At 65.9% G+C, this 24,290-nt stretch carries 14 protein-coding genes and 6 pseudogenes; 11 read left to right on the top strand and 9 right to left on the bottom strand.

Annotated features, from left to right (window positions below; genetic code table 11):
* Positions 1-2: 2 nt before the first annotated feature.
* From ABFB10_RS20240 to ABFB10_RS20255, 4 genes are all read left to right on the top strand, one after another.
* Positions 3-512: a YbaK/EbsC family protein gene (locus ABFB10_RS20240; protein ID WP_347167886.1), complete on the top strand. Its 510-nt coding sequence runs from the start codon at positions 3-5 to the stop codon at positions 510-512.
* A 169-nt stretch (positions 513-681) separates the two neighbouring features.
* Positions 682-1,110 carry a DUF2852 domain-containing protein gene (locus tag ABFB10_RS20245; RefSeq protein ID WP_347167887.1) on the top strand — a complete coding sequence of 143 codons (429 nt, stop codon included), beginning with the start codon at positions 682-684 and terminating at the stop codon, positions 1,108-1,110.
* Between the two features lie 161 nt (positions 1,111-1,271).
* Positions 1,272-1,724, top strand: a complete 453-nt coding sequence (locus tag ABFB10_RS20250) for an RDD family protein (protein WP_347167888.1) — start codon at positions 1,272-1,274, stop codon at positions 1,722-1,724.
* Between the two features lie 151 nt (positions 1,725-1,875).
* Positions 1,876-2,688: an arginyltransferase gene (locus ABFB10_RS20255; protein ID WP_347167889.1), complete on the top strand. Its 813-nt coding sequence runs from the start codon at positions 1,876-1,878 to the stop codon at positions 2,686-2,688.
* Between the two features lie 299 nt (positions 2,689-2,987).
* Here the strand turns inward: ABFB10_RS20255 and ABFB10_RS20260 are convergent, their stop codons facing one another.
* The 3 genes from ABFB10_RS20260 to ABFB10_RS20270 all read right to left on the bottom strand — a co-directional run bounded on the left by ABFB10_RS20260 (position 2,988) and on the right by ABFB10_RS20270 (position 7,480).
* Entirely contained in the window at positions 2,988-5,345 is a 2,358-nt protein-coding gene (locus tag ABFB10_RS20260; protein ID WP_347167890.1) for a TRAP transporter large permease, read from the bottom strand.
* Positions 5,346-5,357: 12 nt separating this feature from the next.
* A complete protein-coding gene (locus ABFB10_RS20265; protein WP_418593964.1) occupies positions 5,358-6,296 on the bottom strand; it encodes a TRAP transporter small permease subunit in 939 nt (312 codons plus the stop codon).
* Between the two features lie 95 nt (positions 6,297-6,391).
* Positions 6,392-7,480: a TRAP transporter substrate-binding protein gene (locus tag ABFB10_RS20270; RefSeq protein WP_347167891.1), complete on the bottom strand. Its 1,089-nt coding sequence runs from the start codon at positions 7,478-7,480 to the stop codon at positions 6,392-6,394.
* 531 nt (positions 7,481-8,011) lie between these two features.
* Between ABFB10_RS20270 and ABFB10_RS20275 the strand changes: the two are divergent.
* The 5 genes and pseudogenes from ABFB10_RS20275 (at position 8,012) to ABFB10_RS20295 (ending at position 14,194) form a co-directional block, all read left to right on the top strand.
* A pseudogene (locus ABFB10_RS20275) lies at positions 8,012-9,431 on the top strand (cache domain-containing protein).
* A complete protein-coding gene (locus ABFB10_RS20280) occupies positions 9,428-10,066 on the top strand; it encodes a response regulator transcription factor (protein WP_347167892.1) in 639 nt (212 codons plus the stop codon). The pseudogene ABFB10_RS20275 and the gene ABFB10_RS20280 overlap by 4 nt, the downstream one beginning before the upstream one ends.
* 150 nt (positions 10,067-10,216) lie before the next feature.
* A pseudogene (locus tag ABFB10_RS20285) lies at positions 10,217-11,366 on the top strand (CaiB/BaiF CoA transferase family protein).
* A 151-nt stretch (positions 11,367-11,517) separates the two neighbouring features.
* Positions 11,518-13,558: pseudogene (locus ABFB10_RS20290) on the top strand (ASKHA domain-containing protein).
* A gap of 306 nt (positions 13,559-13,864) precedes the next feature.
* The gene (locus ABFB10_RS20295) at positions 13,865-14,194 is read left to right on the top strand and encodes an SMR family transporter (RefSeq protein ID WP_347167893.1); all 330 of its coding nucleotides are present in this window, start codon (positions 13,865-13,867) and stop codon (positions 14,192-14,194) included.
* A 136-nt stretch (positions 14,195-14,330) separates the two neighbouring features.
* On the opposite strand, the gene ABFB10_RS20300 is transcribed toward ABFB10_RS20295, so the two are convergent.
* On the bottom strand, positions 14,331-14,918 hold the full coding sequence (locus tag ABFB10_RS20300) for an outer membrane protein (RefSeq protein ID WP_347167894.1): 588 nt from the start codon (positions 14,916-14,918) through the stop codon (positions 14,331-14,333).
* Positions 14,919-15,231: 313 nt separating this feature from the next.
* On the opposite strand from ABFB10_RS20300, the pseudogene typA reads away from it, so the two are divergent.
* A pseudogene (gene typA, locus ABFB10_RS20305) lies at positions 15,232-17,050 on the top strand (translational GTPase TypA).
* 109 nt (positions 17,051-17,159) lie between these two features.
* On the opposite strand, the gene ABFB10_RS20310 reads toward typA, so the two are convergent.
* The 4 genes and pseudogenes from ABFB10_RS20310 to recA form a co-directional block, all read right to left on the bottom strand.
* Positions 17,160-17,432 (bottom strand): hypothetical protein, encoded by a 273-nt coding sequence (locus ABFB10_RS20310; RefSeq protein ID WP_347167895.1) that lies wholly within the window; start codon positions 17,430-17,432, stop codon positions 17,160-17,162.
* A 432-nt stretch (positions 17,433-17,864) separates the two neighbouring features.
* On the bottom strand, positions 17,865-18,152 hold the full coding sequence (locus ABFB10_RS20315; RefSeq protein WP_347167896.1) for a DUF1330 domain-containing protein: 288 nt from the start codon (positions 18,150-18,152) through the stop codon (positions 17,865-17,867).
* Between the two features lie 3 nt (positions 18,153-18,155).
* Positions 18,156-20,829: pseudogene (alaS, locus tag ABFB10_RS20320) on the bottom strand (alanine--tRNA ligase).
* A 267-nt stretch (positions 20,830-21,096) separates the two neighbouring features.
* Positions 21,097-22,170, bottom strand: a complete 1,074-nt coding sequence (gene recA, locus ABFB10_RS20325; RefSeq protein WP_347167897.1) for a recombinase RecA — start codon at positions 22,168-22,170, stop codon at positions 21,097-21,099.
* Positions 22,171-22,338: 168 nt separating this feature from the next.
* On the opposite strand from recA, the pseudogene ABFB10_RS20330 reads away from it, so the two are divergent.
* A pseudogene (locus ABFB10_RS20330) lies at positions 22,339-22,933 on the top strand (gamma-glutamyl kinase).
* Positions 22,934-22,955: 22 nt separating this feature from the next.
* Here ABFB10_RS20330 and ABFB10_RS20335 read toward each other — a convergent pair.
* Entirely contained in the window at positions 22,956-24,290 is a 1,335-nt protein-coding gene (locus tag ABFB10_RS20335) for a sigma-54-dependent transcriptional regulator (protein WP_347167898.1), read from the bottom strand.

Raw genomic sequence — 24,290 nt, forward strand, 5'->3', positions numbered from 1 at the left:
CGATGTCCAAAAGCCTCAAGCGCGTGCGCGCCGCCCTCGAAACCGCCAGCCTGCCCGCCGAGATCCGCGAAGTCGGCCAGGCCCGCACCGCGCAGGAGGCCGCCGACAGCGTCGGCTGTCACCTCGACCAGATCGCCAAGTCGATCATCTTCCGCGCAGAGAACACCGGCGACGCGGTGCTCTTCCTAACCGCGGGCGGCAACATGGTCTGCGCCGACAAGGCCACGGCGCTCGCGGGCGAGCCGCTGGGCAAGGCCGACGCCGACCTGATCCGCGCCCAGACCGGCTTTGCCATCGGCGGGGTCTCTCCGGTCGGCCACCTGAACCCGATCCGCGCATGGCTCGACCCGCGCCTGCTGGAGTTCGACCGGGTCTGGGCCGCCGCGGGCACCCCCCGCCACGTCTTCCCGCTGGATCCCGCCGTCCTGCCCGCCCTGACCGGCGCCAAACCGTACCGATTTCACCCTCTAGGCCACGCCGACATGCGCCTTCCTGCGGCTTCTTCTTGGTAAAAATACCTCTGCACAGGCCGCGAAAAGACGCGCAAACGCCTGACGCAAAACGCCCTTTCCGGAAAATGTGAAAAACCTTCACATCGACCCTTGAAAGGCACCCGGGCAATCCCGATCTCCTGCAATGTGAAGAGCATTCACATACCACCCTCAACGGAGAGAGAGACACATGACCACCGCCGCTTACACGTCCCACCTGCCCGCCAATGCCGGCTGGCTGACCCGGGCCGAGGCTTGGCTGGATCACAAGGGCAAGGGTGCCCGGATCGCGGCCACGGTCCTCGGGTTCATCCTCTTCTGGCCGATCGGCCTTGGCCTTCTGGCCTACATGATCTGGAGCAAACGCATGTTCGGAAAATCCTGCCGCAGCCAAACGCGCCACAACACCCATGCCGCCTGGGCGGCGATGAAGCCCTCGGGCAACATGGCCTTCGACGCCTACAAGGCCGAAACCCTGCGCCGCCTCGAGGAAGAACAGGGCGCCTTCGAGGACTTCCTCAGGCGCCTGCGCGAAGCCAAGGACAAGGCCGAGTTCGACCAGTTCATGGACGACCGCGAAAAGCGGATGAAGGACGTCTCGGAACCCGCCGGGGCCTGACGCCCGCTGCCGCCGCCCCTCGGGGCGGCGGTCCCCGGCCCGCGCGCCCGCCGGCGCCAGGGCCGGGGCTTTCCCGGACAGGCTCCGGGATGCTAAAATCCCGCCATTCACCGCCAGACCGATTGCCGCGGCCCCCGCCGCGAACCCGAAGGACCCGACGCATGTTCAGCGACCCCGCCATCGACCACCTGCCCTGCCCCGACCGGCAGGCGGATTTCTACTCGGGCGTGACCGTCAAGCGCGCCGTTGCTTGGGTCATCGATATCGCGGTCGTCTGGACCATCGGCACCTTCCTCACGCTGATCTCGATTGTCGGCGTCTTCTTCATGCCGATGATCCTCCTCGCCGTGGGGTTCCTGTATCGCTGGCTGACCATCTCGCGGGGCTCTGCCACATGGGGCATGCGCCTGATGTCGATCGAGCTGCGCGACGCATGGGGCCAGAAACTGGACGGCGGCCAGGCGGCCCTGCATGTGCTGGGTTACTACCTCTCGATGTCGGTCTTCATCCTGCAGGTCGTCTCCATGGGCTTCATGGCCCTGTCAGAGCGCGGCCAGGGCCTGACGGACATGGTGCTGGGCACCGTGATGCTCAACCGCCGGTCGACCTCCTGACCGCCCGACCCAAGACCGCCCGACCCGGGGCATCCCTTCACCACAGCCCATGAAAACCGGCGCCAAGGCGCCGGTGTCATGATTCGAGGGCTTGGCGGGTGGCGGCAACGTTGTTACCTTTTCGTTAAATCGCCCGCGAGTATCCTCCCCCATGCGCCATTCGCTGCCTCTTGCCCCGCAGTTCTACGTGACGGCCCCACAGCCCTGTCCCTACCTCGAGGGCCGGATGGAACGGAAGCTCTTCACCGCCCTGCAGGGCGACGGCGCGCAAAGGCTGAACGACTCGCTTTCCAAGCAGGGCTTCCGCCGGTCGCAGAACGTGCTTTACCGGCCCTCCTGCGCCGATTGCGCCGCCTGCCTGTCCGCCCGGATCGACGTGTCGCGGTTCGACCCCACTCGCTCGCAGCGCCGCGCCATGAAGCGCAACGCCCGGTTCGAGCGGCGCGCCACCAGCCCATGGGCCACGGAGGAACAATACAGCCTGTTCCGCCGCTACCTCGACAGGCGCCACGCGGATGGCGGCATGGCGGATATGGATGTCTTCGAATTCGCGGCCATGATCGAGGAAACCCCGATCCGCAGCCGGGTCATCGAATACCTCGACCGCGAAAGCGACGACCTGATCGCGGTCTGCCTGACCGACATGCTCGATGACGGGCTGTCGATGGTCTATTCCTTCTACGAGCCCGAGCTCGCCTCGCGGTCGCTTGGGACATGGATGATCCTCGACCACGTGCAGATCGCGCGCGAGGCCGGTCTGCCCTATGTCTACTTGGGCTACTGGGTGCCGGGCAGCGACAAGATGGGCTACAAGGCGCAGTTCTCGGGGCTGGAAATCTACCGCAAGGGCGTCTGGGAAAGCCTGCAGAACCCCGAGGCGTTCTCGACCGGGACGCATCCGCTGTCGACGGATCCGATTGCCGAACAGGTCGCCAATATCACCTTTCCCGACGGCCACGGCTGACCGCCCCCCTTCCGGACAGACCCCAGCCCTGCCGCAGCGGTCCACCCCCGCAAGCGGGCGATACCGCCGCCCGGGGCTGTTGGTGATGGGCCGGACCGCCAACCCGGCGGCCATGCGGCTCGCCTTCGGCCTTCCTCCCGGCATGGTTCCCGGAGAACCGCCCGTCCGCGCTGGTGCCGTTCGGCGCGGCTACACGAAAGCGTCGCCGCCCCTGAGCCACCCCTGCCCCCTCTGCCGAAACGCGAAACGCGCGCCGGATCTCTCCGGCGCGCGTCGTCGCATTCAATGGCTGGCCTGCCTCAGTTCAGCAGGGCCGGCACGAAGGTCACGATGCTCGGGAAGCTCGCCAGCAGCGCCAGCCCGACCACCTGGATCAGCACGAAGGGGATCACGCCGCGATAGATGTGGCCCGTCGTGACCTCCTTGGGGGCCACGCCGCGCAGGTAGAACAGCGCAAAACCGAAGGGCGGCGTCAGGAAGGAGGTCTGCAGGTTCACCGCGATCATGATCGTCACCCACTTCGGATCGAAATGCGCGCCGTAGATCACCGGCCCGACGATCGGCACGACGATGTAGATGATCTCGAGGAAGTCGAGCACGAAGCCCAGCACGAAGAGCACCAGCATCACGATCAGGAAGACCGTCCGCACGTCGTCGAAGCTTTTCAGGAACTGCTGGATGTAGTGTTCGCCCCCGAAGGAGATCACCACGAGGTTCAGCAGTTGCGAGGCGATCAGGATGGTAAAGACCATCGAGGTCACCTTCGCCGTCTCCCGCACCGCCGGGGTCAGCACGCCCGAGCGGAACAGCACCCAGCACGAGAACAACAGCCCGAAGAGCGCGTAGAGATAGGCCGCATAGGCAAAGACGAAGGCGATCCAGCTTTCGACCGATACGGATTCCGTGTTGATGCGCAGATCGAAGTTGATGCCGATCAGGATCATCACGATCACCGCCAGCGTCGACAGCAGGATGATCCGCGGAGAACGGTTCTCGTCCCCCAGCTTGCGGTAGGCGGCCAGCATGATGGCACCGGCCGCGCCCAGCGCCGCGGCGGGCGTCGGGTTGGTGATGCCGCCAAGGATCGACCCCAGAACGGCGACGATCAGCACCAGCGGCGGGAAGACCACGCGCAACAGTTCGTTGCCCGCAAGGCGTTTCATCGCGATGGCGCAGCCGTAAAGCGTGATCGCCCATGGCAGCAGCATCAGGATCACCGTCAATCCCGCCGAGGTGGTGGGCTTGATCAGCAGCCAGTCCACGACGAGGCCCAGCAGGATCCCCCCCATGCCGATCAGCAGCGGACGCGGCTCGGCCGAGGGCGAGACGCCCCGCGCCATGGCCAGCACCAGCCCCGCCATGACGGCGAGGATCGCGATGCCGGTGCCGATGGGCGCGGCATTGGCGATCAGGCTGGTGCGGGCGGCCTCCATCTGTTCGGGTGTGAGGCGTTCGCTGGCCTGCACGCCGCCGGCCTCGTCGATGACCCGCTGTTCCTCGACCGCCGCGTCCCAGGCCTCTTGCCCGTGCAGCGCGATCATCGAGGCCTGGCATTCCGGCCCGACATTGGTGCGCAGCGAAGCGACCTGACCGGCGTCCGAGAAGCTGTCGACCTGCGTCGACTGGCTGCCGACGACGTTCATCTGGCTCAGGATCATGGTGCCGACGATCAGCAGCACCGGCACGCCCAGGAGCCAGGTGAAGGCTTCGCCGCGGGTGACCGGTTCACCGTTTGCCGCGCCCATTTCCACGGCGGGCGCCTTGGACGGGTTGAGCATCGCGTAGCCAAAGGCATAGGCCGCATAAAGCCCCGCCAGCAGGATGCCCGGCACCAGCGCCGCCTGGAACAGCGTGCCCACGGATACCACCGCAGGCTCTCCCAGGAAGGTCAGCGCGTCGCTGCAGCCCGCCTCGGTGGCGCGGGTCTCTTGCGCGGTGGAGTAGAGGTCGCCCGCCAGCGTGCCCAGCAGGACGATGACGATGGAGGGCGGGATGATCTGCCCCGGGGTGCCCGAGGCCGCGATCACCCCGGTCGCCAGTTCCGGCGAGTAGTTGTTGCGCAGCATGGTCGGCAGGGCCAGAAGCCCCATGGTCACCACCGTCGCGCCCACGATGCCGGTCGAGGCGGCGAGGAAGGCGCCGACAACCACGATGGACACCGCCAGACCGCCCGGAAGCGGGCCGAAGACCCGCGCCATGGTGGTCAGAAGGTCGTTGGCGATCTTCGAACGTTCCAGCACGATGCCCATCAGCACGAACATCAGCACCGCCAGCAGCGTCTCGATGGACTGGCCCGCGATGACACGTTCATTGATGCGGTTGGTGATGAAGCCCACGTTGCGGGTCAGCGCGGTTTCCCAGTCGCCCGCCGGAAAGATCGACTCGGTCGCCATGCGCGGCAGGTCCGGGTAGCGGAAGATCGAGATCGCGCTGTCCGGCACGCCCGAGGCGCGCAGCGCGGCATAGGCCTCTGAACTGGTGTCGATGGCCTGGTGAATCAGGTAGCCCGCACTGTCGAGCGCGGCGATGATCCCGAAGGAGATGACCCCGGCACCGCCGATGGCAAAGGCCACCGGGAAGCCCGACAGGATCGAGGCGAAGAGCGTGAGAAAGACGATGATCAGGCCGATCTCGACGCCGTCTAGTCCGAATAGCATGGTGGTCTACCCTCAGAATTCTGCGTGGTCGTAGGGCTCTTCGCCCGTTTCGACCTTGTCCAGGTCCAGCAGCTTGCCCTCTGCCTCGGGGCCTTCGACGAACTCGAGATACGAGCGGTAGAAGAAGGCCCAGGCCTGCACGAAAATCAGACCGACCATGATGACCATGAGCATCTTGAACAGGAAATACCCGGTGAAGCCATTGGCCGAGAAGCCCACGGTCTCGACGTTCCAGCGCAGCGCGCGGGCCTTCATCTCCAGCCGGTCGAGCGCATCGGTCGGCGCCACCGGCGGCACGATCAGCGAGCGCCACATGAAGTACCACGAATACATCCAGATCACGACCGCCATGGGGATCATGAAGAACAGCGACCCGAACATGTCGATGATGCGCTTGGTCCGGAAGGACACGGCGGCATAGACAAGGTCGACGCGCACGTGGCCGCGCTGCACGAAGGTGTAGGTCAGGCACAGGCAGACGACCATGGCGTTGTACAGCTTCAGCTCTTCGGACCACCACGAGATGTCGAACTGCATGGGAATACCAAAGCCCAGCACGATGTCGGGCCGGGCGAAGATCCGTTGCAGGAAGACGATGATCACCTGTTGCAGCACCATCAGAAGGCCCGCCCAGGCAAAGACGCGCCCGATGGTATTGGCAAAGCCTTCCAGCACCGCGACGGTGCCCCAGAGGAACCTGCGTTTCCAAAGGCCGATCGCGAAGATCACCAGGAAGATCATGATGCAGACGAAGAAGAACTCGACCGAGGCGCCGTAATAGACGACCCGCATGATCGCGGTCTTGTCGGTCCAGTCCAGCCAACTGGCGGGATGGGTCACCGCATATCCGAAATTGTAGAACGACAGGGCGAGGTTCTGAAGGACCCAGACGATCCCCTGCCCCAAGGCCCCCATGATGTCGCCAAAGCTGGCCGCTTCGGTAGTTTCCATTCTGCCCCCAGGTTTGGGCCCGCCCGTCCGGACCGGGCCGAACGGGGGCCACGCGGATGCGAGGCCCCCTATTCCGTGTCAGGTTGTCCGGCGGGTCAGCCGCGGTTCAGGACGCGATCCCGCTGCTGGACATAGGCCCGGTCAGCGCGCTGCAGCCAGTCGGACGAGGCCCTCATGCTTTCCTCGAAGCTGGTGCGGATCTCGGCATACATGTCGTCGCCCATGAACTCGTCCATCGCGGTCAGCGAGGCGGTGCCGAAGGCATCCCAGACCGTGTCGTCGAATTCCATCAGCTTGATGCCCTGGCTCTGGATGCGGCGCAGCGCGGCGGCGTTGTTGGCGATGCCCTGCGTCAGCGAGTGCGTGGTGGCCGCCTTGGCCGCCTGTTCCATGATCGCCTGCTGCGCGGGCGTCAGGCTTTCCCAGATATCCAGGTTGAAGGCCACGGACAGGGCCGAGCCCGGCTCGTGGAAGCCCGAGGTGTAGTAGTAGTCGCAGACTTCCTGGAAGCCCAGGCGCTCGTCCGCGAAGGGGCCGATCCACTCGGCGCCGTCGATGGCACCCGAGGACAGCGCCTGGTAGATCTCTCCGCCGGGGATCGCCTGCACCGAAGCGCCGGTCAGGCCCAGCGCCTTGCCGCCGATGCCGGGCATGCGGAACTTCAGGCCCTTGAGGTCGTCGGCAGAGTTGATTTCCTTGCGGAACCAGCCGCCGGGCTGCATGCCGGTCGAGCCCGCGTGGAAGGACTTCAGGCCGAAGATCTGGCCCAGACCGTCGTACAGCTCCTGACCGCCGCCGTGGTACATCCAGGTCGACAGCTCCTCCGCCGTGGCACCGAAGGGCACGGCGGTGTAATAGTAGTAACCCGGGTGCTGGTTGCCGAAGTAGTAATCGGCGGAATGGTACATGTCGGCCTGCCCCGAGGACACGGCATCGAAGACCTCGAAGCCGCCGACCAGTTCGCCTGCGGCCTTCTTGTCGATGGTGATCTGGCCATCGGTCATCGCGCTGACGACCTCGTTGAAATAGACGGCGGCGTCATCGAAGACGGCAAAGCCATGCGGCACCGAGGTGACCATGGTCAGGGTGCGGGCGCCCTGCGCGTAGGCCGGAGCGGCAAGCCCGGACGCGGCGGCGGCGCCGGCACCGACGGTCGATGCCCGAAGAAATGAACGACGATCCATTGTGATCCTCCCAGATCAAATTTTGGCGCCTCCCTCCCCTGTGGGGCGCCTTTAAGAAGTGATCGCAGGTTAGGGCGGGTTTCCGCTCAAAGAAATACCCACAGATACGGAGCGGCCCCGGGTTTTTGCGCCCTGACGCAGCGTCGAAAACACGCATAACGTGCATTTGCGTGAAGATTTTCCCGCAAAGACCTCCTTCGCCTGGCGCTGTATCGCCGTGCAGAGGGGCGGTCCGTCCAAGGCTGTGGCGTGACGCCACCGCCGTCGGGGTAGCGCGATCCGCCAATCGCTCGCGGTCTCGCGACGCAGCCACGGCGCCGTCGCCGGTCCGTCCCGGGGCGCAAGCGATTTGGCGGCAACCGGCGCGACCTGAGCAGGGTCTTGCGGTTCCGGATCGGGTGGACGCCGGTCCGATTTCGGCGGATCGCCGCGCCGCAGCCCGGCGATGGGGCGCATGGCACCCGAGACGGCGTGTCCACCGGCTGACGCCTCCTCTTTCCCTCTGCCCCGACCCGTGCTTTTCTGTGCGCAATGCCCCTGTTCGCCCGCCCGCGCCTTTCCTACCGGCAGAAGCTCTTTCTGCTCGCCTCCGTTCCGCTGATCCTGGCAGCGACGGCCATCTCGGTGCTGGTCGCGGTGGAATCCCGTGGCGCCGCCGAACGCGAGATCGCCGCGCTGGAGCATGAGCTGATCGAGGCCAAGAAGCGCGAACTGCGCAACTACGTCGAACAGGCCCGCAACGGCTTCTACTTCGTCTACGGTTCCGCCGCGCCCGACGACGAGGACGCCAAGCGGCAGGTCCTGCAGATCCTCGCCGCGATGATCTACGGCGAGGAAGGGTTCTTCTTCGTCTACGACTACGACGGCACCAACCTCGTCTCGCCGCGCCAGACCGAACTGATCAACCACAATCTCTGGGACCTGACCGACAGCGAAGGCACCAAGGTCGTGCAGGAGTTCATCCAGACCGGGCGCATGGGCGCGGGCTACGTGGAACACCTCTGGCCCAAGCCCTCGACCGGGGAAGAGGCCCGGATGATCACCTACGCGACCTCCTTCCCCTCGTGGCGGTGGGCGGTGGGCACCGGGGTCTTCATCGACGACGTGCTGGAAACCGTCGCCGCCAGCCGCGCCGAGGTGAAAGCCCGCGTCGACCGCACCTTCTGGCAGATCGGGGCGATCACGCTGAGCGCATTGCTCATGGTCTTCGTCTCGGGCCTCGTCATCAATATCCGCGAAAGGCGGCTGGCGGATGCCAAGCTGAAGCAACTGACGCAGCGGGTCTTCGACGCACAGGAAGAGGAACGCGGCCGCGTGGCCCGCGAGCTGCACGACAGCATCAGCCAGATCCTTGTCGGAGTGAAATACGCGCTGGAAATCGCCCGCCGCCGTGTGGCCCGGGGCGATCCCCGCGCCGAAGAGACGCTGGCCAAGGGCGCCGAGAACCTCGGCCAGTGCCATTCAGGAGGTGCGCCGCATCAGCCGCGACCTCAGGCCCGGCGTGCTGGACGATCTGGGACTTGGCCCGGCGATCAAATCCCTGACCGACGATTTCCGCGCCCGCACCGGGATCGACGCACGCTTTGACACCGTGGTCTTCCGCAACCGGCTGGATCAGGACGCCAAGATCGCGCTCTACCGCATCGCGCAGGAGGCGCTGACCAATGTCGAGCGCCACTCGGGCGCGACACGCGTCGACCTCGACCTGCGCGGCCACCCCGCCGGGGCAACCCTGCGCATCTCCGACAACGGCATCGGGCTGGGCGAACAGCGCGCCCCCTCGAACGGCATCGGCCTGCGCAACATGCAGGAACGCATGGACCAGCTTGGCGGCACGCTGCGGGTGTTGTCCTCGCGCAGCGGCACCGTTATCGAGGCGCAGGTTCCGCTCAGCCACCTGCTGCCGCCGCAGGACGCCCCCGCCCTGAAACAACCGAAGGCCCGGGCATGACTTGCACCCGCGTCGTCGTCGTGGACGATCACCCCATGGTGGCCGAGGGCATCGAGGCCATTCTCGAAAGCTATGACGACATCTCTGTCGCCGCGACCCTGTCGGACGGCCAGACCATGATCGACCGGCTGGAAGAGCTGGCGCCGGACGTGATCCTGATGGACCTCAACATGCCCGGCCTCGGCGGGCTGTCGGCGACCGAGATGATCCTTGAACGGGCGCCCGAAACCCGCATCCTGATCCTGTCGATGCATGACACCCCGGAATACATCCAGACCGCGCTGAGCCACGGCGCCCTTGGCTACATCCTGAAAGACGTGCCGACCGAAGAGATCAAGCGCGCCATCGATACGGTGATGCGCGGCGAGCGCTACCTGTGTACCGGCGCCGAGGGCGCGCTGTCGCCTGCCGTGCAATCGCGCGAACAGCTGACGAACCGCGAGCAGATGGTGCTGCTGCAACTGGCGCAGGGCCGCTCCAACAAGGAGGTGGCGCTGACGCTGGATATCTCCGTCCGCACGGTGGAAACGCACCGCAAGAACATCAAGCGCAAGCTGGGGATCTCGTCGACCGCCGGGCTGACGCGCTACGCGATGGAGCACGGCGTGCTGCAGGGAACCGGCGCCAACCTGTAACCGCCTCCGGCGGCCCGCCCCGGTCGCCCGACGGCCCGGTCCGCGCGGGCATCCCGGCAACAGCCCGCACAAGGGGCCAGCGCCCCCTTGCCGTCACGCCCCTGTCACGGTCTTGTTGTGCAAGAGCAGCATGACGAACCGGAGGCCCCGATGACCGCGCCCCTCTACGGCTATACCATTCTCGACCTGACCCATGTTCTGGCCGGCCCCTTCTGCACCATGACCCTGTCGGACATGGGCGCGCAGGTGATCAAGGTCGAACCGCCCGGGACCGGCGACGACACCCGGACCTTCCCGCCTTTCAAGGACGGCAAGTCCGCCTATTTCGCGGCGATCAACCACGGCAAGAAATCCATCGCGCTGAACCTCAAGGAAGACGGCGACCGCCAGACCTTCGAGAAACTGCTGGCCCGCGCCGATGTCATCGTCGAGAACTACCGCCCCGGCGTGATGGAGCGGCTGGGCTACGGCTGGGACGACCTGCACGCCGCCTTTCCGCATCTGGTCTACGGCGCGGTCTCGGGCTTTGGCCACACCGGGCCGGATCTCGAAACGCCCGGCCTACGACATGGTGGTGCAGGCGCGCGGCGGCGTCATGTCGATCACCGGCGAGAAGGACCGCGAGCCGGTGCGCGCCGGCGCCTCGATCGGGGATATCGTGGCGGGCATGTTCCTGTGCCAGGGCATCCTGGCCGCGCTTCTGGACCGCGAACGCACCGGCAAGGGTCGCAAGATCGACGTGGCGATGCTGGACAGCCAGCTTGCCATTCTCGAACACGCCATCGCCATCACCTCGGTCACCGGGCAGGCGCCGGGGCCCTCGGGCGCGCGCCATCCCTCGATCACCCCTTTCGAGACCTTCCACGCCTCGGACGGGCTCTTCGTGATCGCCGCCGGGAATGACAGGCTGTTCGAGAAGCTCTGCATCGCGCTGAACCTGCCGCTGGCGGATGACGCCCGCTTTGCCAGCAACGCAGAGCGCTGCAAACACGCCCGCCTGCTGAAACGGCTGATCGAAGCGGTGACGCTGGACAACACCCGCGCCTACTGGATCGCCCGGCTGACCGCGGCGGGCATCCCGACCGGGCCGATCCAGAGCGTCGATCAGGTCATGCGCGACCCGCAGATCCTGGCCCGCAACATGCTGGTCGACGTGCTCGACAAGAACGGGCGGCAGGCCTTCAAGGCGGCGGGCAACCCGATCAAGATGAGCGACGCGCCGGACCCGACCTCGCGCGGGCCCGCGCCCGATCTCGACGGCAACCGCGGCGAGATCCTGCGCTGGCTGGAACAGGGCTGAGGCGCCGAAGTCTTGCAAAGACTTCGGACCGGTTTCTTTGGAAGAAACCGGCACGACCCCGCCGCAAAGGGACCGCCTTATGCCGTCTTCCGGCCTTTCGCGCGGCCATGCAGGCGCTAAGGTCGCCAGCAGGCGACGTGGCAGGCAGGACATGACCCAGGACCCTCTCGTGATCTTCACCCCCTCCGGCAAGCGCGGGCGCTTTGCCCGGGGCACCCCCGTGCTGACCGCCGCGCGACAGCTGGGGGTCGACCTCGATTCCGTCTGTGGAGGGCGCGGCATCTGCTCGAAGTGCCAGATCACGCCCTCCTACGGCGACTTCCCCAAGCACGGTGTGCATGTGGCCGAAACCGCCCTGTCCAAATGGAACGCGGTCGAACAGCGCTACGACGACAAGCGCGGGCTGCCCGCGGGCCGCCGCCTTGGCTGTCAGGCCACCGTGCAGGGCGATGTGGTCATCGATGTCCCGCCCGAAAGCCAGGTGCACCGGCAGGTGGTGCGCAAGGCGGCCTCTGCCCGGGTGATCGCGATGGACCCCGCCACGCGGCTTTACTACGTCGAGGTGGCAGAGCCCGACATGCACGAGCCCACCGGCGATCTCGAACGGCTGCAGCGCGCGCTGGCGGCGCAATGGGATATCCCGAAGATATCCACAGACTTCTCCACCCTGTCCGGCTTGCAGCCGGTCCTGCGCAAGGGCGGCTGGACCGTCACCGTCGCCCTGCACAAAACCGACATCGACGCCCCGCCCCGGCTGATCGCCGCATGGCCGGGCCTGCACGAGGGCGGGATCTACGGGCTGGCCGTGGATCTCGGCTCGACCACCATCGCGGCGCATCTGACCGACCTCGACACCGGAGCGGTCGTCGCCTCGTCCGGCATCATGAACCCGCAGATCCGCTTTGGCGAAGACCTCATGTCGCGCGTTTCCTACGCCATGATGAACCCGGGCGGCGCGGCAGAAATGACCCGCGTGGTGCGCGAGGCGCTGGACCGGCTGACCACGGAAATCGCCGCCGAGGCCGGGATCGACCCCGCCCTGATCCTCGAGACGGTCTTTGTCTGCAACCCGGTGATGCACCACCTGCTTCTGGGCATCGACCCGGTGGAACTGGGTCAGGCGCCCTTCGCGCTGGCCACCTCGGACGCGCTGAACCTCTCGGCGGCAGAGCTTGGGCTGCGGGTGCAGCCCGCTTCGGCCCGGGTCTATATCCTGCCCTGCATCGCCGGGCATGTCGGCGCCGATGCCGCCGCCGTGGCGCTGTCGGAACAGCCCGGCAAGGCCGAAGAGCTGACGCTGATCGTCGACGTCGGCACCAATGCCGAGATCCTGCTGGGCGACACCACCCGCACGCTGGCCTGTTCCTCGCCCACCGGCCCGGCCTTCGAGGGGGCGCAGATTTCCAGCGGCCAGCGCGCCGCGCCCGGCGCGATCGAGGCGATCCGCATCGACCCCGACACCAAGGCGCCCCGCTTTCGGGTGATCGGCTGCGATCTCTGGTCGGACGAGCCGGGCTTTGCCGAGGCCACGGCCACCACCGGCGTCACCGGCATCTGCGGGTCCGGCATCATCGAGGCGGTCGCCGAGATGCGCGCGGCGGGCCTGCTGGATGCCTCGGGGCTGATCGGCTCTGCCGCCCAGACCGGCACCGACCGCTCTGTGCCCGAGGGCCGGACCCACGCCTACCTGATCCACGACGGCGGCGCCGAGGGCGGTCCGCGCATCACCGTGACCCAGTGGCGATATCCGGGCGATCCAGCTGGCCAAGTCGGCGCTCTACGCGGGCGCGCGCCTGCTGATGGACGAGCGCGGCGTCGACCGCGTGGCCCGGGTTGTCCTTGCCGGGGCCTTCGGCGCACACATCAGCCCGAAACACGCGATGATCCTCGGCATGATCCCCGATGTGCCGCTGGACCGGGTCACCTCGGCGGGCAATGCCGCGGGCACCGGCGCGCGCATCGCGCTGTGCAACCTTGCCGCCCGGCGCGAGATCGAGCGCACGGTGCGCGAGATCACCAAGGTCGAAACCGCCATCGAGCCGCGCTTTCAGGAGCATTTCGTCGCCGCCAACGCGATCCCGCATGCCACCGATCCCTTCCCCGAACTGTCGAAGGAGGTGACCCTGCCGCAGGTCAGCTTCAACACCGGCGGCGGAGAGGACGGCGGACGCAGGCGCCGCAGACGGGGCTGACGGCGCGGCGGGGTCGGCGGGGTCGCCATGGCCCCTCCCCGATATGGCCTTGCGGGCCGGCCTGCAGCCGCTCTGCGGCGAAGGCGGCGGCGGACATCGGCGCAAGGACCGCGCGCAGGAGCCGCGGGTGCATGGGCGCGGCCTCCGGTACTGTTTGTCCCGCGCCGCTGAAAAGGCTCTTGCCGCCGTCCAACCCCAGAAGACCCGCCTCGATTGTCGGCGGCCCTCCCCCTGGCGCAGGAGGCACGCCCGTCTTGCATGTTCCCGCGACCGGGGGCAGACAGGTCCGGCAGCCCCGGAGATGCCATGCCCTACCTCGTTCTTGCCCTTGCCGTTTTTGCCGAAACCATCGGCACGACCGCCCTGCAGGCCAGCCAGCAATTCACCCGGCTCTGGCCAAGTCTTCTGACCGTCGTCGCCTATGCGGCCGCCTTCTACCTGCTGGCCTGGGTGCTGCGGTTCTTTCCGGTGGGCATCGCCTATGCCATGTGGTCCGGGCTGGGCATCGTCTTCATCGCCGTGATCGGCTTTGCGGTCTTCGGTCAGAAGCTCGACTGGCCCGCCATCCTCGGCATGGCGATGATCCTTGGCGGCATCTTCGTGATTCACCTGTTTTCAACGGCAACGCCGCACTGAAAACGCCGCTCCGAGAGCATGCGGCGCCCCGGCCCGGTCGCCGCCGCCCCAAGACCGCTGAAAACGAAAGACCGCTGAAAACAAAAAGCCCCCGGGTCGCGAAACCCGGGGGCCGTTTCTTGTCCGGCAAGGCCGATCAGAAGCGGAAGGCACCGCGCAGCGAGAAGGTCTGCGCGTCCAGATCCGAACCGCCCACGTCGTTGAAGCTATGCGCAAGGGCTTCGCCACCGATGGTGAAGTTGTCGGTCACCTTGTAGTCCAGACCGACACCGCCCACGGCATCGGTATCGCTGCCCGCCGAGGTGTCGATATTGGCCGCACCGGCGGTTGCATAGACCAGCGTGTTGCCGAAGTCGTAGCCCAGGCGCGCCTTGGCGCGGGTCATGCTGTCCACGTCGACGCCGCCGACGCTGTAGTCGTCACCGGTGCCGAGGTATTCCAGTTCACCACCCAGCACGACATTGCCGAAGTCATAGTCGTAACCGCCGTGGATGCCGTAGATGCCGCCGTTGTCCGAGGATCCGCCAATCTGCGAGTCGAGGTTGCCGTAGCTCAGACCCACGTAACCGCCGGTCCAGTCGCTGTCCGGAACGACCGCGACAGGTGCCGGGGCCGGAGCCACCGGAACCGGCTCGACATACCCTTGGTCAAGGCTGCCCGCGAAAGCGGCGGTGGAACCCAGACCGGTGGCGAGGGCGGCGAGTGCAAGAATGCTCGATTTCATGTCATTGTCCTTTCCGTGAGTGCCGCCTGCGTTCTGCTGTGGCGGCGTGTGTAGGGCGCATTTAACGACCCTTCTGCCCGCTTCAACGGCGCTCACCGCTCTGTGTTCCACGCGGATTTGCAGCCCCGCCGGAACCGGCCAAAAGATGCCGAAACCTGCGGGTTCACGCGCAACTCACCGCTTGTTCCGCCTGCTTTTCCGGATGCGCGCGACCGTCACATCGACGCAACAATGACGCGGAGCGCGCATTGGGTCTGGATTTTTTCGCAGAAGGCCGCTAGGCGGACGCCAACTCCGAACAAAGGATCGATCAATGGATTTGCGCAACGTCGCGATCATCGCCCACGTTGACCACGGCAAAACGACGCTTGTGGACGAACTTCTCAAGCAATCCGGCGCCTTCCGCGCCAACCAGTCCGTCGCCGAGCGGGTCATGGACAGCAACGACCTCGAACGAGAACGCGGCATCACCATCCTTGCCAAGGCGACAAGCGTCGAGTGGAAGGGCACGCGCATCAATATCGTCGACACCCCCGGGCACGCCGATTTCGGCGCCGAGGTGGAACGCATCCTGAGCATGGTCGATGGCGTGGTGCTGCTGGTGGACGCTGCCGAAGGCCCGATGCCGCAAACCAAGTTCGTGACCTCCAAGGCGCTGGCGCTGGGTCTGCGCCCCATCGTTGTGGTCAACAAGGTCGACAAGCCCGACGGCGAACCGGATCGCGCGCTGGACGAGGTTTTTGACCTGTTCTCGAACCTCGACGCCGACGAGGACCAGCTGGATTTCCCGCATCTCTATGCCTCGGGACGTTCGGGCTGGTGCGATGCGGAACTGGACGGCCCGCGCAAGAACCTCGACGCGCTGTTCCGCCTGATCGTCGATCACGTCCCCGCCCCCAAGCAGGTCAAGAAGGTCGACGACGATTTCCGCATGCTGGCGGTGACGCTGGGCGCCGACCCCTTCGTCGGGCGCCTGCTGACCGACCGCATCGAATCCGGCCACCTCAAGGTCGGTCAGACCATCCAGTCGATCAGCCGCATCGGCCAGAAGATCGAGCAGTTCCGCGTCACCAAGATCCGAGGCCTTCCGCGGCCTGCAGCAGCAGGACATCGACGAGGCCTTTGCCGGCGACATCGTGTCCATCGCGGGCATGACCAAGACCACCGTGGCCGACACGCTTTGCGCGCTGGCGGTGGACGAGCCGCTGGAAGCGCAGCCCATCGACCCGCCGACCATCACGGTGACCTTCGGCATCAACGACAGCCCGCTGGCCGGTCGTGACGGCAAGAAGGTGCAGTCCCGCGTGATCCGCGACCGCCTTTACAAAGAGGCCGAGACCAACGTCGCGATCCGCATCAAGGACACCCCCGGCGGCGAGGCCTTCGAGGTTTCGGGCCGTGGCGAACTGCAGATGGGCGTCCTGATCGAGAACATGCGCCGCGAAGGCTTCGAACTGTCGATTTCGCGCCCGCAGGTGATCATGAAGGAAATCGACGGCATCATGCAGGAACCCGTCGAAGAAGCCACCATCGACGTCGACGACGAATACTCGGGCGCGGTCATCGAGAAGATCACCGGCACCCGCAAGGGCGAGCTGGTCGAGATGCGCCCCGCCGGCGCCGGCAAGACCCGGATCATCGCGCATGTGCCCTCGCGCGGGCTGATCGGCTATCACGGCGAATTCCTGACCGACACGCGCGGCACCGGCGTGCTGAACCGCGTGTTCCACGGCTGGACCCCGCACAAGGGCGAGATTCCGGGCCGCCGTCAGGGTGTGCTGATCTCGATGGAATCGGGTGAGGCCGTGGCCTATGCGCTGTGGAACCTCGAAGATCGCGGCAAGATGATGATCGGCGCGCAAGCCCCTGTTTATCAAGGCATGATCATCGGCGAGCACTCGCGCGACAACGACCTCGAAGTGAACCCGCTGAAGGGCAAGAAGCTGACGAACGTGCGGGCCTCGGGCACCGACGATGCGGTGCGCCTGACCACGCCGATGACGCTGAGCCTTGAAGAGGCGATTGCCTATATCAACGACGACGAGCTGGTCGAGGTCACGCCGAACGCGATCCGCCTGCGCAAGCGCCACCTTGACCCGCACGAGCGCAAGCGCGCCGCGCGCGGCGCCTGACACGGGTCGCGACGATCTTCGGGCCGTGCCTCAGCCACGGCCCGTAACCCCATGAAAAAAGGCGCAGGGTGGCAGTCCCTGCGCCTTTCTCTTTTGCGGAAGCCGCAGCCTAGCTCTTGCAGGCCGCCTTGCGGGCCACGTAGTGACCGGCCTTCGAGAGATGCTTCATCTCTTTGTAAACCGCCGGGTAATGCACCTTGATCATCTGACCGTGCTTGTACTCCCACTCGGTATGCGCCGCCATGATCAGCTTTTTGGAGTAGGTGTAGGTCGCCGGGACCCAGACCTTGTCGTAGCAGGCCACGACCTGGCCCTCCCAGGCGAAGGCGGGCGCTGCGAAGGAAGCAATGGCAAGTGCCGCACCGGCAAGGACTTTTTTCATGATCTTTCTCCCAAGAAAAATTGATGGTCCTCAAACTGTAGCCAACAATTTCGTGAGAGCGCGACAGGAATTCCGGACTTGTCCGCGCAAAACGTCGCCTAACTCCGCATTTTCACCAGAAAATGTGGTTTCCGTGCCCCGGGTGCCATAGATTTGCAGCGCATCGGGGACCGGGTCCGGGCCATCAGGTTTTCGATAGCGGGAACAATTCCTGACATCGAAAAATTTGCGGCGCGCGCGCGTCACTCGTCGCATTAAGACACGAGATCAGTGATGCGCCCAAGGGGCGCGCAGCGGCTGCGCAAGCGCCCGCCGATGCCTTGACGCGCGACGCGCGGAAACTGGCCGATCAATCGGCAGGAATGCCCGGCGTCATCGATACCGCCAGACCCCGGCCCGGAAAGGACTGGCGCAGCAGCGCCAGCCCCCGCATCACTCGGAGGTCTCGACCACCATCAGCTCGCGCTCAGAGGCGCCGCGCGCATGGTTCAGCGCCTCCTGGTAGGCGTCGGAATTGTAGCACTCGACCGCCGCCTCGACCGAGGGAAAGCGCGCCACGACGTTGCGCGGTAGTTCCTTGCCTTCCAGTTGCACGAACTTGCCACCCCGCGCGATGAAGGTGCCGCCATGGGCGGCGATCGCCGGTCCGGCGAGCTCGGCATACTTCCCGTAGGCCTCCGCATCCGTCACGGTGACGTGGGCAATCCACAATGCTGGCATATCCTATCCTCCGATCACGGCCTCGGCTGCCTTGATGGCCGCCTCGGCATTTGTCACATCCTTGCCGCCGCCCTGCGCCATATCGGGACGTGCCGCCGCCGCCCTTTCCGCCCAGTTCCGCCACCGCGGCCCTGACGAGATCGACGGCGGAAACGGCGCCGGTGCGGTCCTCGGTCACCCCGGCGGCCACCGCCGCCTTGTCGCCCGCATCGGCGATCAGCAGCACCGCGCCGGACCCGATCCGCGCCTTGTGCTCGTCGATCAGTGGCGGCAGGTCCTTTCCGGTCACCCCGGTGAGCACCTGAGCAACGAAGCGCACACCGTTGATTTCACGCGCTTCTTCGCCAGACTGCGCACCACCGCCGCCCATGGCAAGCTCGCGCCGCAGGCTGGCGACCTCGTTTTCCAGCTTGCGCCGCTCGTCCATCAGCGCCTGAACGCGCTCGACCGTCGATGCGCCGCTGGCCTTCAGCAGACCTTCGATGCCCGACAGAACCCTGTCGCGCCCGCGCAGCAGGTCCATCGCCGCCTGCCCGGTCACCGCCTCGATCCGGCGCACACCGGAGGACGAGGCGCTTTCCGAGGTCAGGGCGAAGACGCCAATGTCGCCGGTCTGCTTCACATGCGTGCCGCCGCAGAGCTCAAGCGAATAGGTCGCGCCGTCCGTGCCCTTGCCCGAACCGCTCTTGCGGCCCATGGAGACCACACGCACCTCGTCGCCGTATTTCTCGCCAAAGAGCGCCTGCGCGCCGATCTCGCGCGCATCGTCCGGGGTCATGATCCGCGTCGAGACCGGGGCGTTCTGGCGGATGTAGGCATTCACGTCCCGTTCGACCTGCGCGATCTCCTCCGCCGTCAGCGCCTTGCCGTGGCTGAAGTCGAACCGCAGACGGTCGGGCGCGTTCAACGACCCGCGCTGCGCCACGTGATCGCCAAGCGCCTCGCGCAGGGCCTCGTGAAGCAGGTGCGTGGCCGAGTGGTTGGCGCGGATGGTCCCGCGTCGCGCGTGATCGACCTCCAGTCCGACCGCATCGCCGCGCGACAGGGTACCCTTGTCGACCGTGACGTGATGCGCGAAGACGCGCCCGCCGCCCATCTTCTGGGTGTCGGTCACCGTCGCCCGCTCATCCTCGTTTTCAAGCCGCCGCAGCCAGCCGGTATCGCCGACCTGCCCGCCGCTCTCGCCGTAGAAGGGCGTCTGGTTGGTCACCACCCAGCCGGTCTCGCCGGCCTTCAGCGCGTCCACCACGGCGCCGTCGCGGACAAGCGCCAGAACCTGCCCCTCGGCGGCTTCGGTGTCATAGCCCAGGAACTCGGTTGCGCCATGGGTCTCGGCAAGGTCGAACCAGACCGCGCCATCCGCCGCCTCGCCCGAGCCGGACCAGGCGGCGCGCGCCTTGGCCTTCTGCTCGGCCATGGCGGCATCGAAACCCTCGGTGTCGACGCTGCGGCCCTTCTCGCGCAGAGCGTCCTGCGTCAGGTCGAGCGGAAAACCATAGGTGTCGTACAGCTTGAAGGCGAGCGCGCCGGGCAGCGCGGCATCCTCCGCCAGCCCCGCCAGCTCGTCGTCCAGCAGCTTCAGACCCCGGTCCAGCGTCTGCTTGAAGCGGGTCTCTTCGCCCAGAAGCGTCTCTTCGATCAGCGCCTTGGCCTGCCCCAGCTCGGGATAGGCAGCGCCCATCTGGCGCACCAGCGCGGGCACCAGCCGGTGCATCACCGGATCCTGTGCACCCAGCAGATGCGCATGGCGCATGGCACGCCGCATGATCCGCCGCAGCACGTAGCCGCGCCCGTCGTTCGAGGGCATCACCCCGTCGGCGATCAGGAAAGAGGTCGACCGCAGGTGGTCCGCAATCACCCGGTGGTGCATCTTGCCCGGCCCGTCCGGGTCGCTGCTGGTGGCATCCGCCGAGGCCTCGATCAACGAGCGCATCAGGTCGGTGTCATAGTTGTCATGCTTGCCCTGCAACAACGCGCCGATCCGCTCCAGCCCCATGCCGGTATCGATCGACTGCATGTCGAGCGCCTTCATCGAGCCGTCCTCGAACTGCTCGTTCTGCATGAAGACGACGTTCCAGATCTCGATGAAGCGGTCGCCGTCCTCCTCGGGCGATCCCGGGGGGCCGCCCCAGACCTCGGGCCCGTGGTCGAAGAAGATCTCGGTGCAGGGGCCGCAGGGACCGGTCGGCCCCATCTGCCAGAAGTTGTCCGATGTCGCGATCCGGATGATCCGGCTTTCGGGAATGCCCACCTTCTTCCAAAGCTCGAAGGCCTCGTCGTCGGTGTGGTAGACCGTGGTGTAAAGCCGCTCCGACGGAATGTCGAAACCCTTGGTGATCAGCTCGTAGGCAAAGGGGATGGCCTCAGGCTTGAAGTAATCGCCGAAGGAGAAATTCCCCAGCATCTCGAAGAAGGTATGATGCCGCGCCGTATAGCCGACATTGTCCAGATCGTTGTGCTTGCCGCCCGCGCGCACACATTTCTGCGCCGTGGTCGCGCGCTGGTAATCGCCCTTCTCGACGCCGGTGAAGCGGTTCTTGAACTGCACCATGCCCGAGTTGACGAACATCAGCGTCGGGTCGTTGCGCGGCACCAGCGGGCTCGACGGCACGATCTGATGCCCCTGCTTCTCGAAATAGGTCAGAAAGGTCGAACGGATGTCGTTCAGGCTTGCCATGGTCGGGGGCCTCTTCTCGGGCGTGTCTCGGGTCTGGCCAGATGTATCCGCCACCGCAGGGACTGTCCACGCCGTTCCATATCCATACGGCACGCCACCCTGCCCAAGCGCGCCTCCCCCTGCTTCTCTGGTCTTCAAATACCTTGAAGGGCGAGCGCGGCGAGCGGGCGGTAAAGCCTCCCCGGACGGTCGGGCGCGCCGGCGCCCGAAACCGCAAAAGCAAAAGGGCGCCCGCAAAGGCGCCCCCGTCATCCGATCCGCCGAGGATCAATCCTCGTCGTCGACCATGTCCGAGTCGTCGTCGCGCATGTTGAAATCCAACCCATGGGCGGCGCGGATCTTGTCCTCGACCTCCAGCGCCACGCGGGAATTCTCGCGCAGGTAGTTCTTGGCGTTCTCGCGCCCCTGCCCGATCCGCTCGTCGCCATAGCTGTACCAAGAGCCCGACTTGTCCACGACACCGGCCTTCACGCCCAGATCCAGCAACTCGCCCATCTTCGAGATGCCTTCGCCATACATGATGTCGAACTCGACCTGCTTGAACGGCGGCGCCACCTTGTTCTTCACCACCTTCACGCGGGTCGCGTTGCCGACCACCTCGTCCCGATCCTTGATCGAGCCGATGCGGCGGATGTCCAGACGCACCGAGGAGTAGAACTTCAGCGCGTTGCCGCCGGTCGTCGTCTCGGGCGAGCCGAACATGACGCCGATCTTCATGCGGATCTGGTTGATGAAGATCACCATGCAGCCCGAGCGGTTGATCGAGCCGGTCAGCTTGCGCATGGCCTGGCTCATCAGGCGGGCATGCACGCCGACCGAGGAATCGCCCATGTCGCCTTCAAGCTCGCTTTTCGGCGTCAGTGCGGCAACCGAGTCGACCACGACAAGGCTGACGGCGCCGGACCGCACCAGCGTATCGGTGATCTCCAGCGCCTGTTCGCCGGTGTCGGGCTGCGAGATCAGCAGCTCGTCCAGATCGACGCCCAGCTTCTTGGCATATTGCGGGTCCAGCGCGTGTTCGGCGTCGACAAAGGCGCAGACGCCGCCCTTCTTCTGTTCCTCTGCAATGGCATGCAGGGTCAGGGTCGTCTTGCCAGAGCTTTCCGGTCCGTAGATCTCGATGATCCGGCCCTTGGGCAGACCGCCGATCCCCAGGGCGATATCCAGACCCAGCGACCCGGTCGAGGTCGCCTCGATGTCCTTCATGGCATTGTCGCCGCCCATCTTCATGATGGAGCCCTTGCCGAACTGCCGTTCGATCTGGGCCAGGGCGCTGTCCAGTGCCTTTTTCTTGTCCGCGTTGCGCTTGTTGTCCATGCTCAGAAGATCTGCCGTTGCCATGTTTGGCTCCTTATTTCACACGCACCCGGGCGCGGCAATCGCTGCTTTGTTCGCCACTTGTTCCAAAGCAATATGTGGACAAAATGAGAACACTTCAAGTCGAAACTTCCCTTCCCCAGACTGCGCCACGATGGTTAAAGGAATGTTGACGGCTGTGGAGATTGTTGGATGCTGGTGTTCTGGAAGCAGCGGCTGGTGATGCTGATGGTGCCCAAGACGGGCACGTCCGCCTATGAAGCGGCGCTTGGGCACCATGCCTCGATGGTGGTCAACGATCCGCCGGAACTGAAGCACGCGCCCGTCTACCGCTACAACCGCTTCTTCCGCCCGATGTTCGAACGGGTCGGCGGCGCGGATCTGGAACTGCTTGCCGTGGTCCGCGAGCCGATTTCCTGGCTGGGGTCGTGGTACAGATATCGCCAGCGCGATTTCCTCGACGGGCGCAAGACCTCGACCAGGGGCATGACATTCGACGCATTCTGCCAGGCCTATGCCGGGGGCGACCGGCTCGCCCTTTGCCAATGTCGGCAGTCAGGCGAAGTTCGTCGAGCCGCGCCCCAACGGCGTCGCCATCACGCATCTGTACAAATACGAGAACCAGTCCGGCCTGCTGGATTTCCTCGAAGACCGGCTGTCGATGAAGATCGACCTGCCGCGCGAAAACGTCTCTCCCCGGCGCGCGACAGAGCTTTCCCCGGAGACCGAGGAAAAGCTGCGCCGCAAATGCGCCGAGGATTTCGCGGTCTGGGACCGGGCCCTGTAGCCCGGTCCATAGGTCGTGGGCTCTAGAGGTAGTCGGCGCGCACGAGGCTGTATTTCGCCATCTTCTCGTTCAGGGTCCGGCGCGGAAGGCACAGCTCGTCCATGACCGCGGAGATCGACCCCTTGTGGCGCCGCATGGTGTTGTCGATCAGCATGCGCTCGAAGGCCTCGACATATTCTTTCAGCGGCTTGCCCTCGGTGGTCATCACCGGCTGCATCTGGTCGTGATCGCTCATCAGCAGAGACGCGATGGTCCCCTGCCCGCGCCGCGATTGCAGCACCGCGCGTTCCGCGAGGTTGATCAGCTGCCGCACGTTCCCGGGCCAGGGCGCCTGCAAGAGCTGCGCCGCCTCCTGCGCGGAAACCTTGGGCGACTCGCAGCCGTATTCGTCGGCGAACTGCTCGGACAGGCGCGTGAACAGCGTCAGGATATCCTCGCCGCGCGCGCGCAGCGGCGGCACGGTGATCTTCAGCGAGGCCAGCCGGTAGTACAGGTCCGGGCGCAGGGCCTGCTCGCAGGTGCGGCCCTCTTCCTGAAGGTTGGAAATGGCGACGATGCGCGTTTCGGGTGGCGTGCCCTGATCGTTGATCACCGACAGCAGCCGCGCCTGCGCCGCATCGGAGAGAACCTCGATATCCTCTAGCACCAGCGTGCCGCCGCGCGCCTCTTCGATGGCGGGCAGGCGGGTGTCGTCCGGCTGCATCGGGCCGAAGAGCCGCTGCATCAGCGCGTCTTCGTCCATGGCGCTGCAGGCGATCAGGGTGAATTTCTTGCCGGCCCTTGTGCCGACCGCGTGCAGCGCATGTGCCACAAGGGTCTTGCCGGTGCCGGTCTCGCCCTCGATCAGGACGTGGCCGTCCGCCTGCCCAAGGTCGAGGATATCCTCGCGCAGCCGCTCCATCGCCGGGCTGGCGCCGATCAGCTTCTTCATGATCTGGCCGCCCTCGCCCAGCTCACGCCGCAGCTGCCGGGTGTCCAGCGTCAGGCGCCGCGCGTTGGTGGCCTTCTTCGCCAGCTCGGACATGCGGTCGGGGTTGAAGGGCTTCTCGAGGAAGTCGAACGCGCCGATGCGCATCGCCTCGACCGCCATCGGCACATCGCCGTGCCCGGTGATCATGATCACCGGCAGCGAACTGTCCGAGCCCATCAGCTTCTTCAGGAACTGGATGCCGTCCATGCCCGGCATCTTGATGTCCGAGATCACGATCCCCGGGTAATCCGGTCCCAGCGCGCCAAGCGCCTCTTCGGCACTGGCGAAGGTCTCGGTGTCATAGCCCGACAGCGCCAGCCACTGGCTGATCGACTGCCGCATATCCGTCTCATCGTCCACGATGGCGATTTTCATTGCATTTGCCAT

The sequence above is a fragment of the Ponticoccus litoralis genome (assembly GCF_039769985.1).
Taxonomy (GTDB): Bacteria; Pseudomonadota; Alphaproteobacteria; order Rhodobacterales; family Rhodobacteraceae; genus Ponticoccus; species Ponticoccus litoralis.

Bases quoted from the DNA above. Each gene is read 5' to 3' on its own strand.
- ABFB10_RS20300 (WP_347167894.1), bottom strand. From the start codon at position 14,918: ATGAAATCGAGCATTCTTGCACTCGCCGCCCTCGCCACCGGTCTGGGT.
- ABFB10_RS20315 (WP_347167896.1), bottom strand. From the start codon at position 18,152: ATGCCAGCATTGTGGATTGCCCACGTCACCGTGACGGATGCGGAGGCC.
- ABFB10_RS20295 (WP_347167893.1), top strand. From the start codon at position 13,865: ATGCCCTACCTCGTTCTTGCCCTTGCCGTTTTTGCCGAAACCATCGGC.
- ABFB10_RS20310 (WP_347167895.1), bottom strand. From the start codon at position 17,432: ATGAAAAAAGTCCTTGCCGGTGCGGCACTTGCCATTGCTTCCTTCGCA.
- ABFB10_RS20255 (WP_347167889.1), top strand. From the start codon at position 1,876: ATGCGCCATTCGCTGCCTCTTGCCCCGCAGTTCTACGTGACGGCCCCA.
- ABFB10_RS20240 (WP_347167886.1), top strand. From the start codon at position 3: ATGTCCAAAAGCCTCAAGCGCGTGCGCGCCGCCCTCGAAACCGCCAGC.
- ABFB10_RS20335 (WP_347167898.1), bottom strand. From the start codon at position 24,290: ATGGCAAATGCAATGAAAATCGCCATCGTGGACGATGAGACGGATATG.
- ABFB10_RS20265 (WP_418593964.1), bottom strand. From the start codon at position 6,296: ATGGAAACTACCGAAGCGGCCAGCTTTGGCGACATCATGGGGGCCTTG.
- ABFB10_RS20245 (WP_347167887.1), top strand. From the start codon at position 682: ATGACCACCGCCGCTTACACGTCCCACCTGCCCGCCAATGCCGGCTGG.
- ABFB10_RS20270 (WP_347167891.1), bottom strand. From the start codon at position 7,480: ATGGATCGTCGTTCATTTCTTCGGGCATCGACCGTCGGTGCCGGCGCC.
- ABFB10_RS20280 (WP_347167892.1), top strand. From the start codon at position 9,428: ATGACTTGCACCCGCGTCGTCGTCGTGGACGATCACCCCATGGTGGCC.
- recA (WP_347167897.1), bottom strand. From the start codon at position 22,170: ATGGCAACGGCAGATCTTCTGAGCATGGACAACAAGCGCAACGCGGAC.
- ABFB10_RS20250 (WP_347167888.1), top strand. From the start codon at position 1,272: ATGTTCAGCGACCCCGCCATCGACCACCTGCCCTGCCCCGACCGGCAG.
- ABFB10_RS20260 (WP_347167890.1), bottom strand. From the start codon at position 5,345: ATGCTATTCGGACTAGACGGCGTCGAGATCGGCCTGATCATCGTCTTT.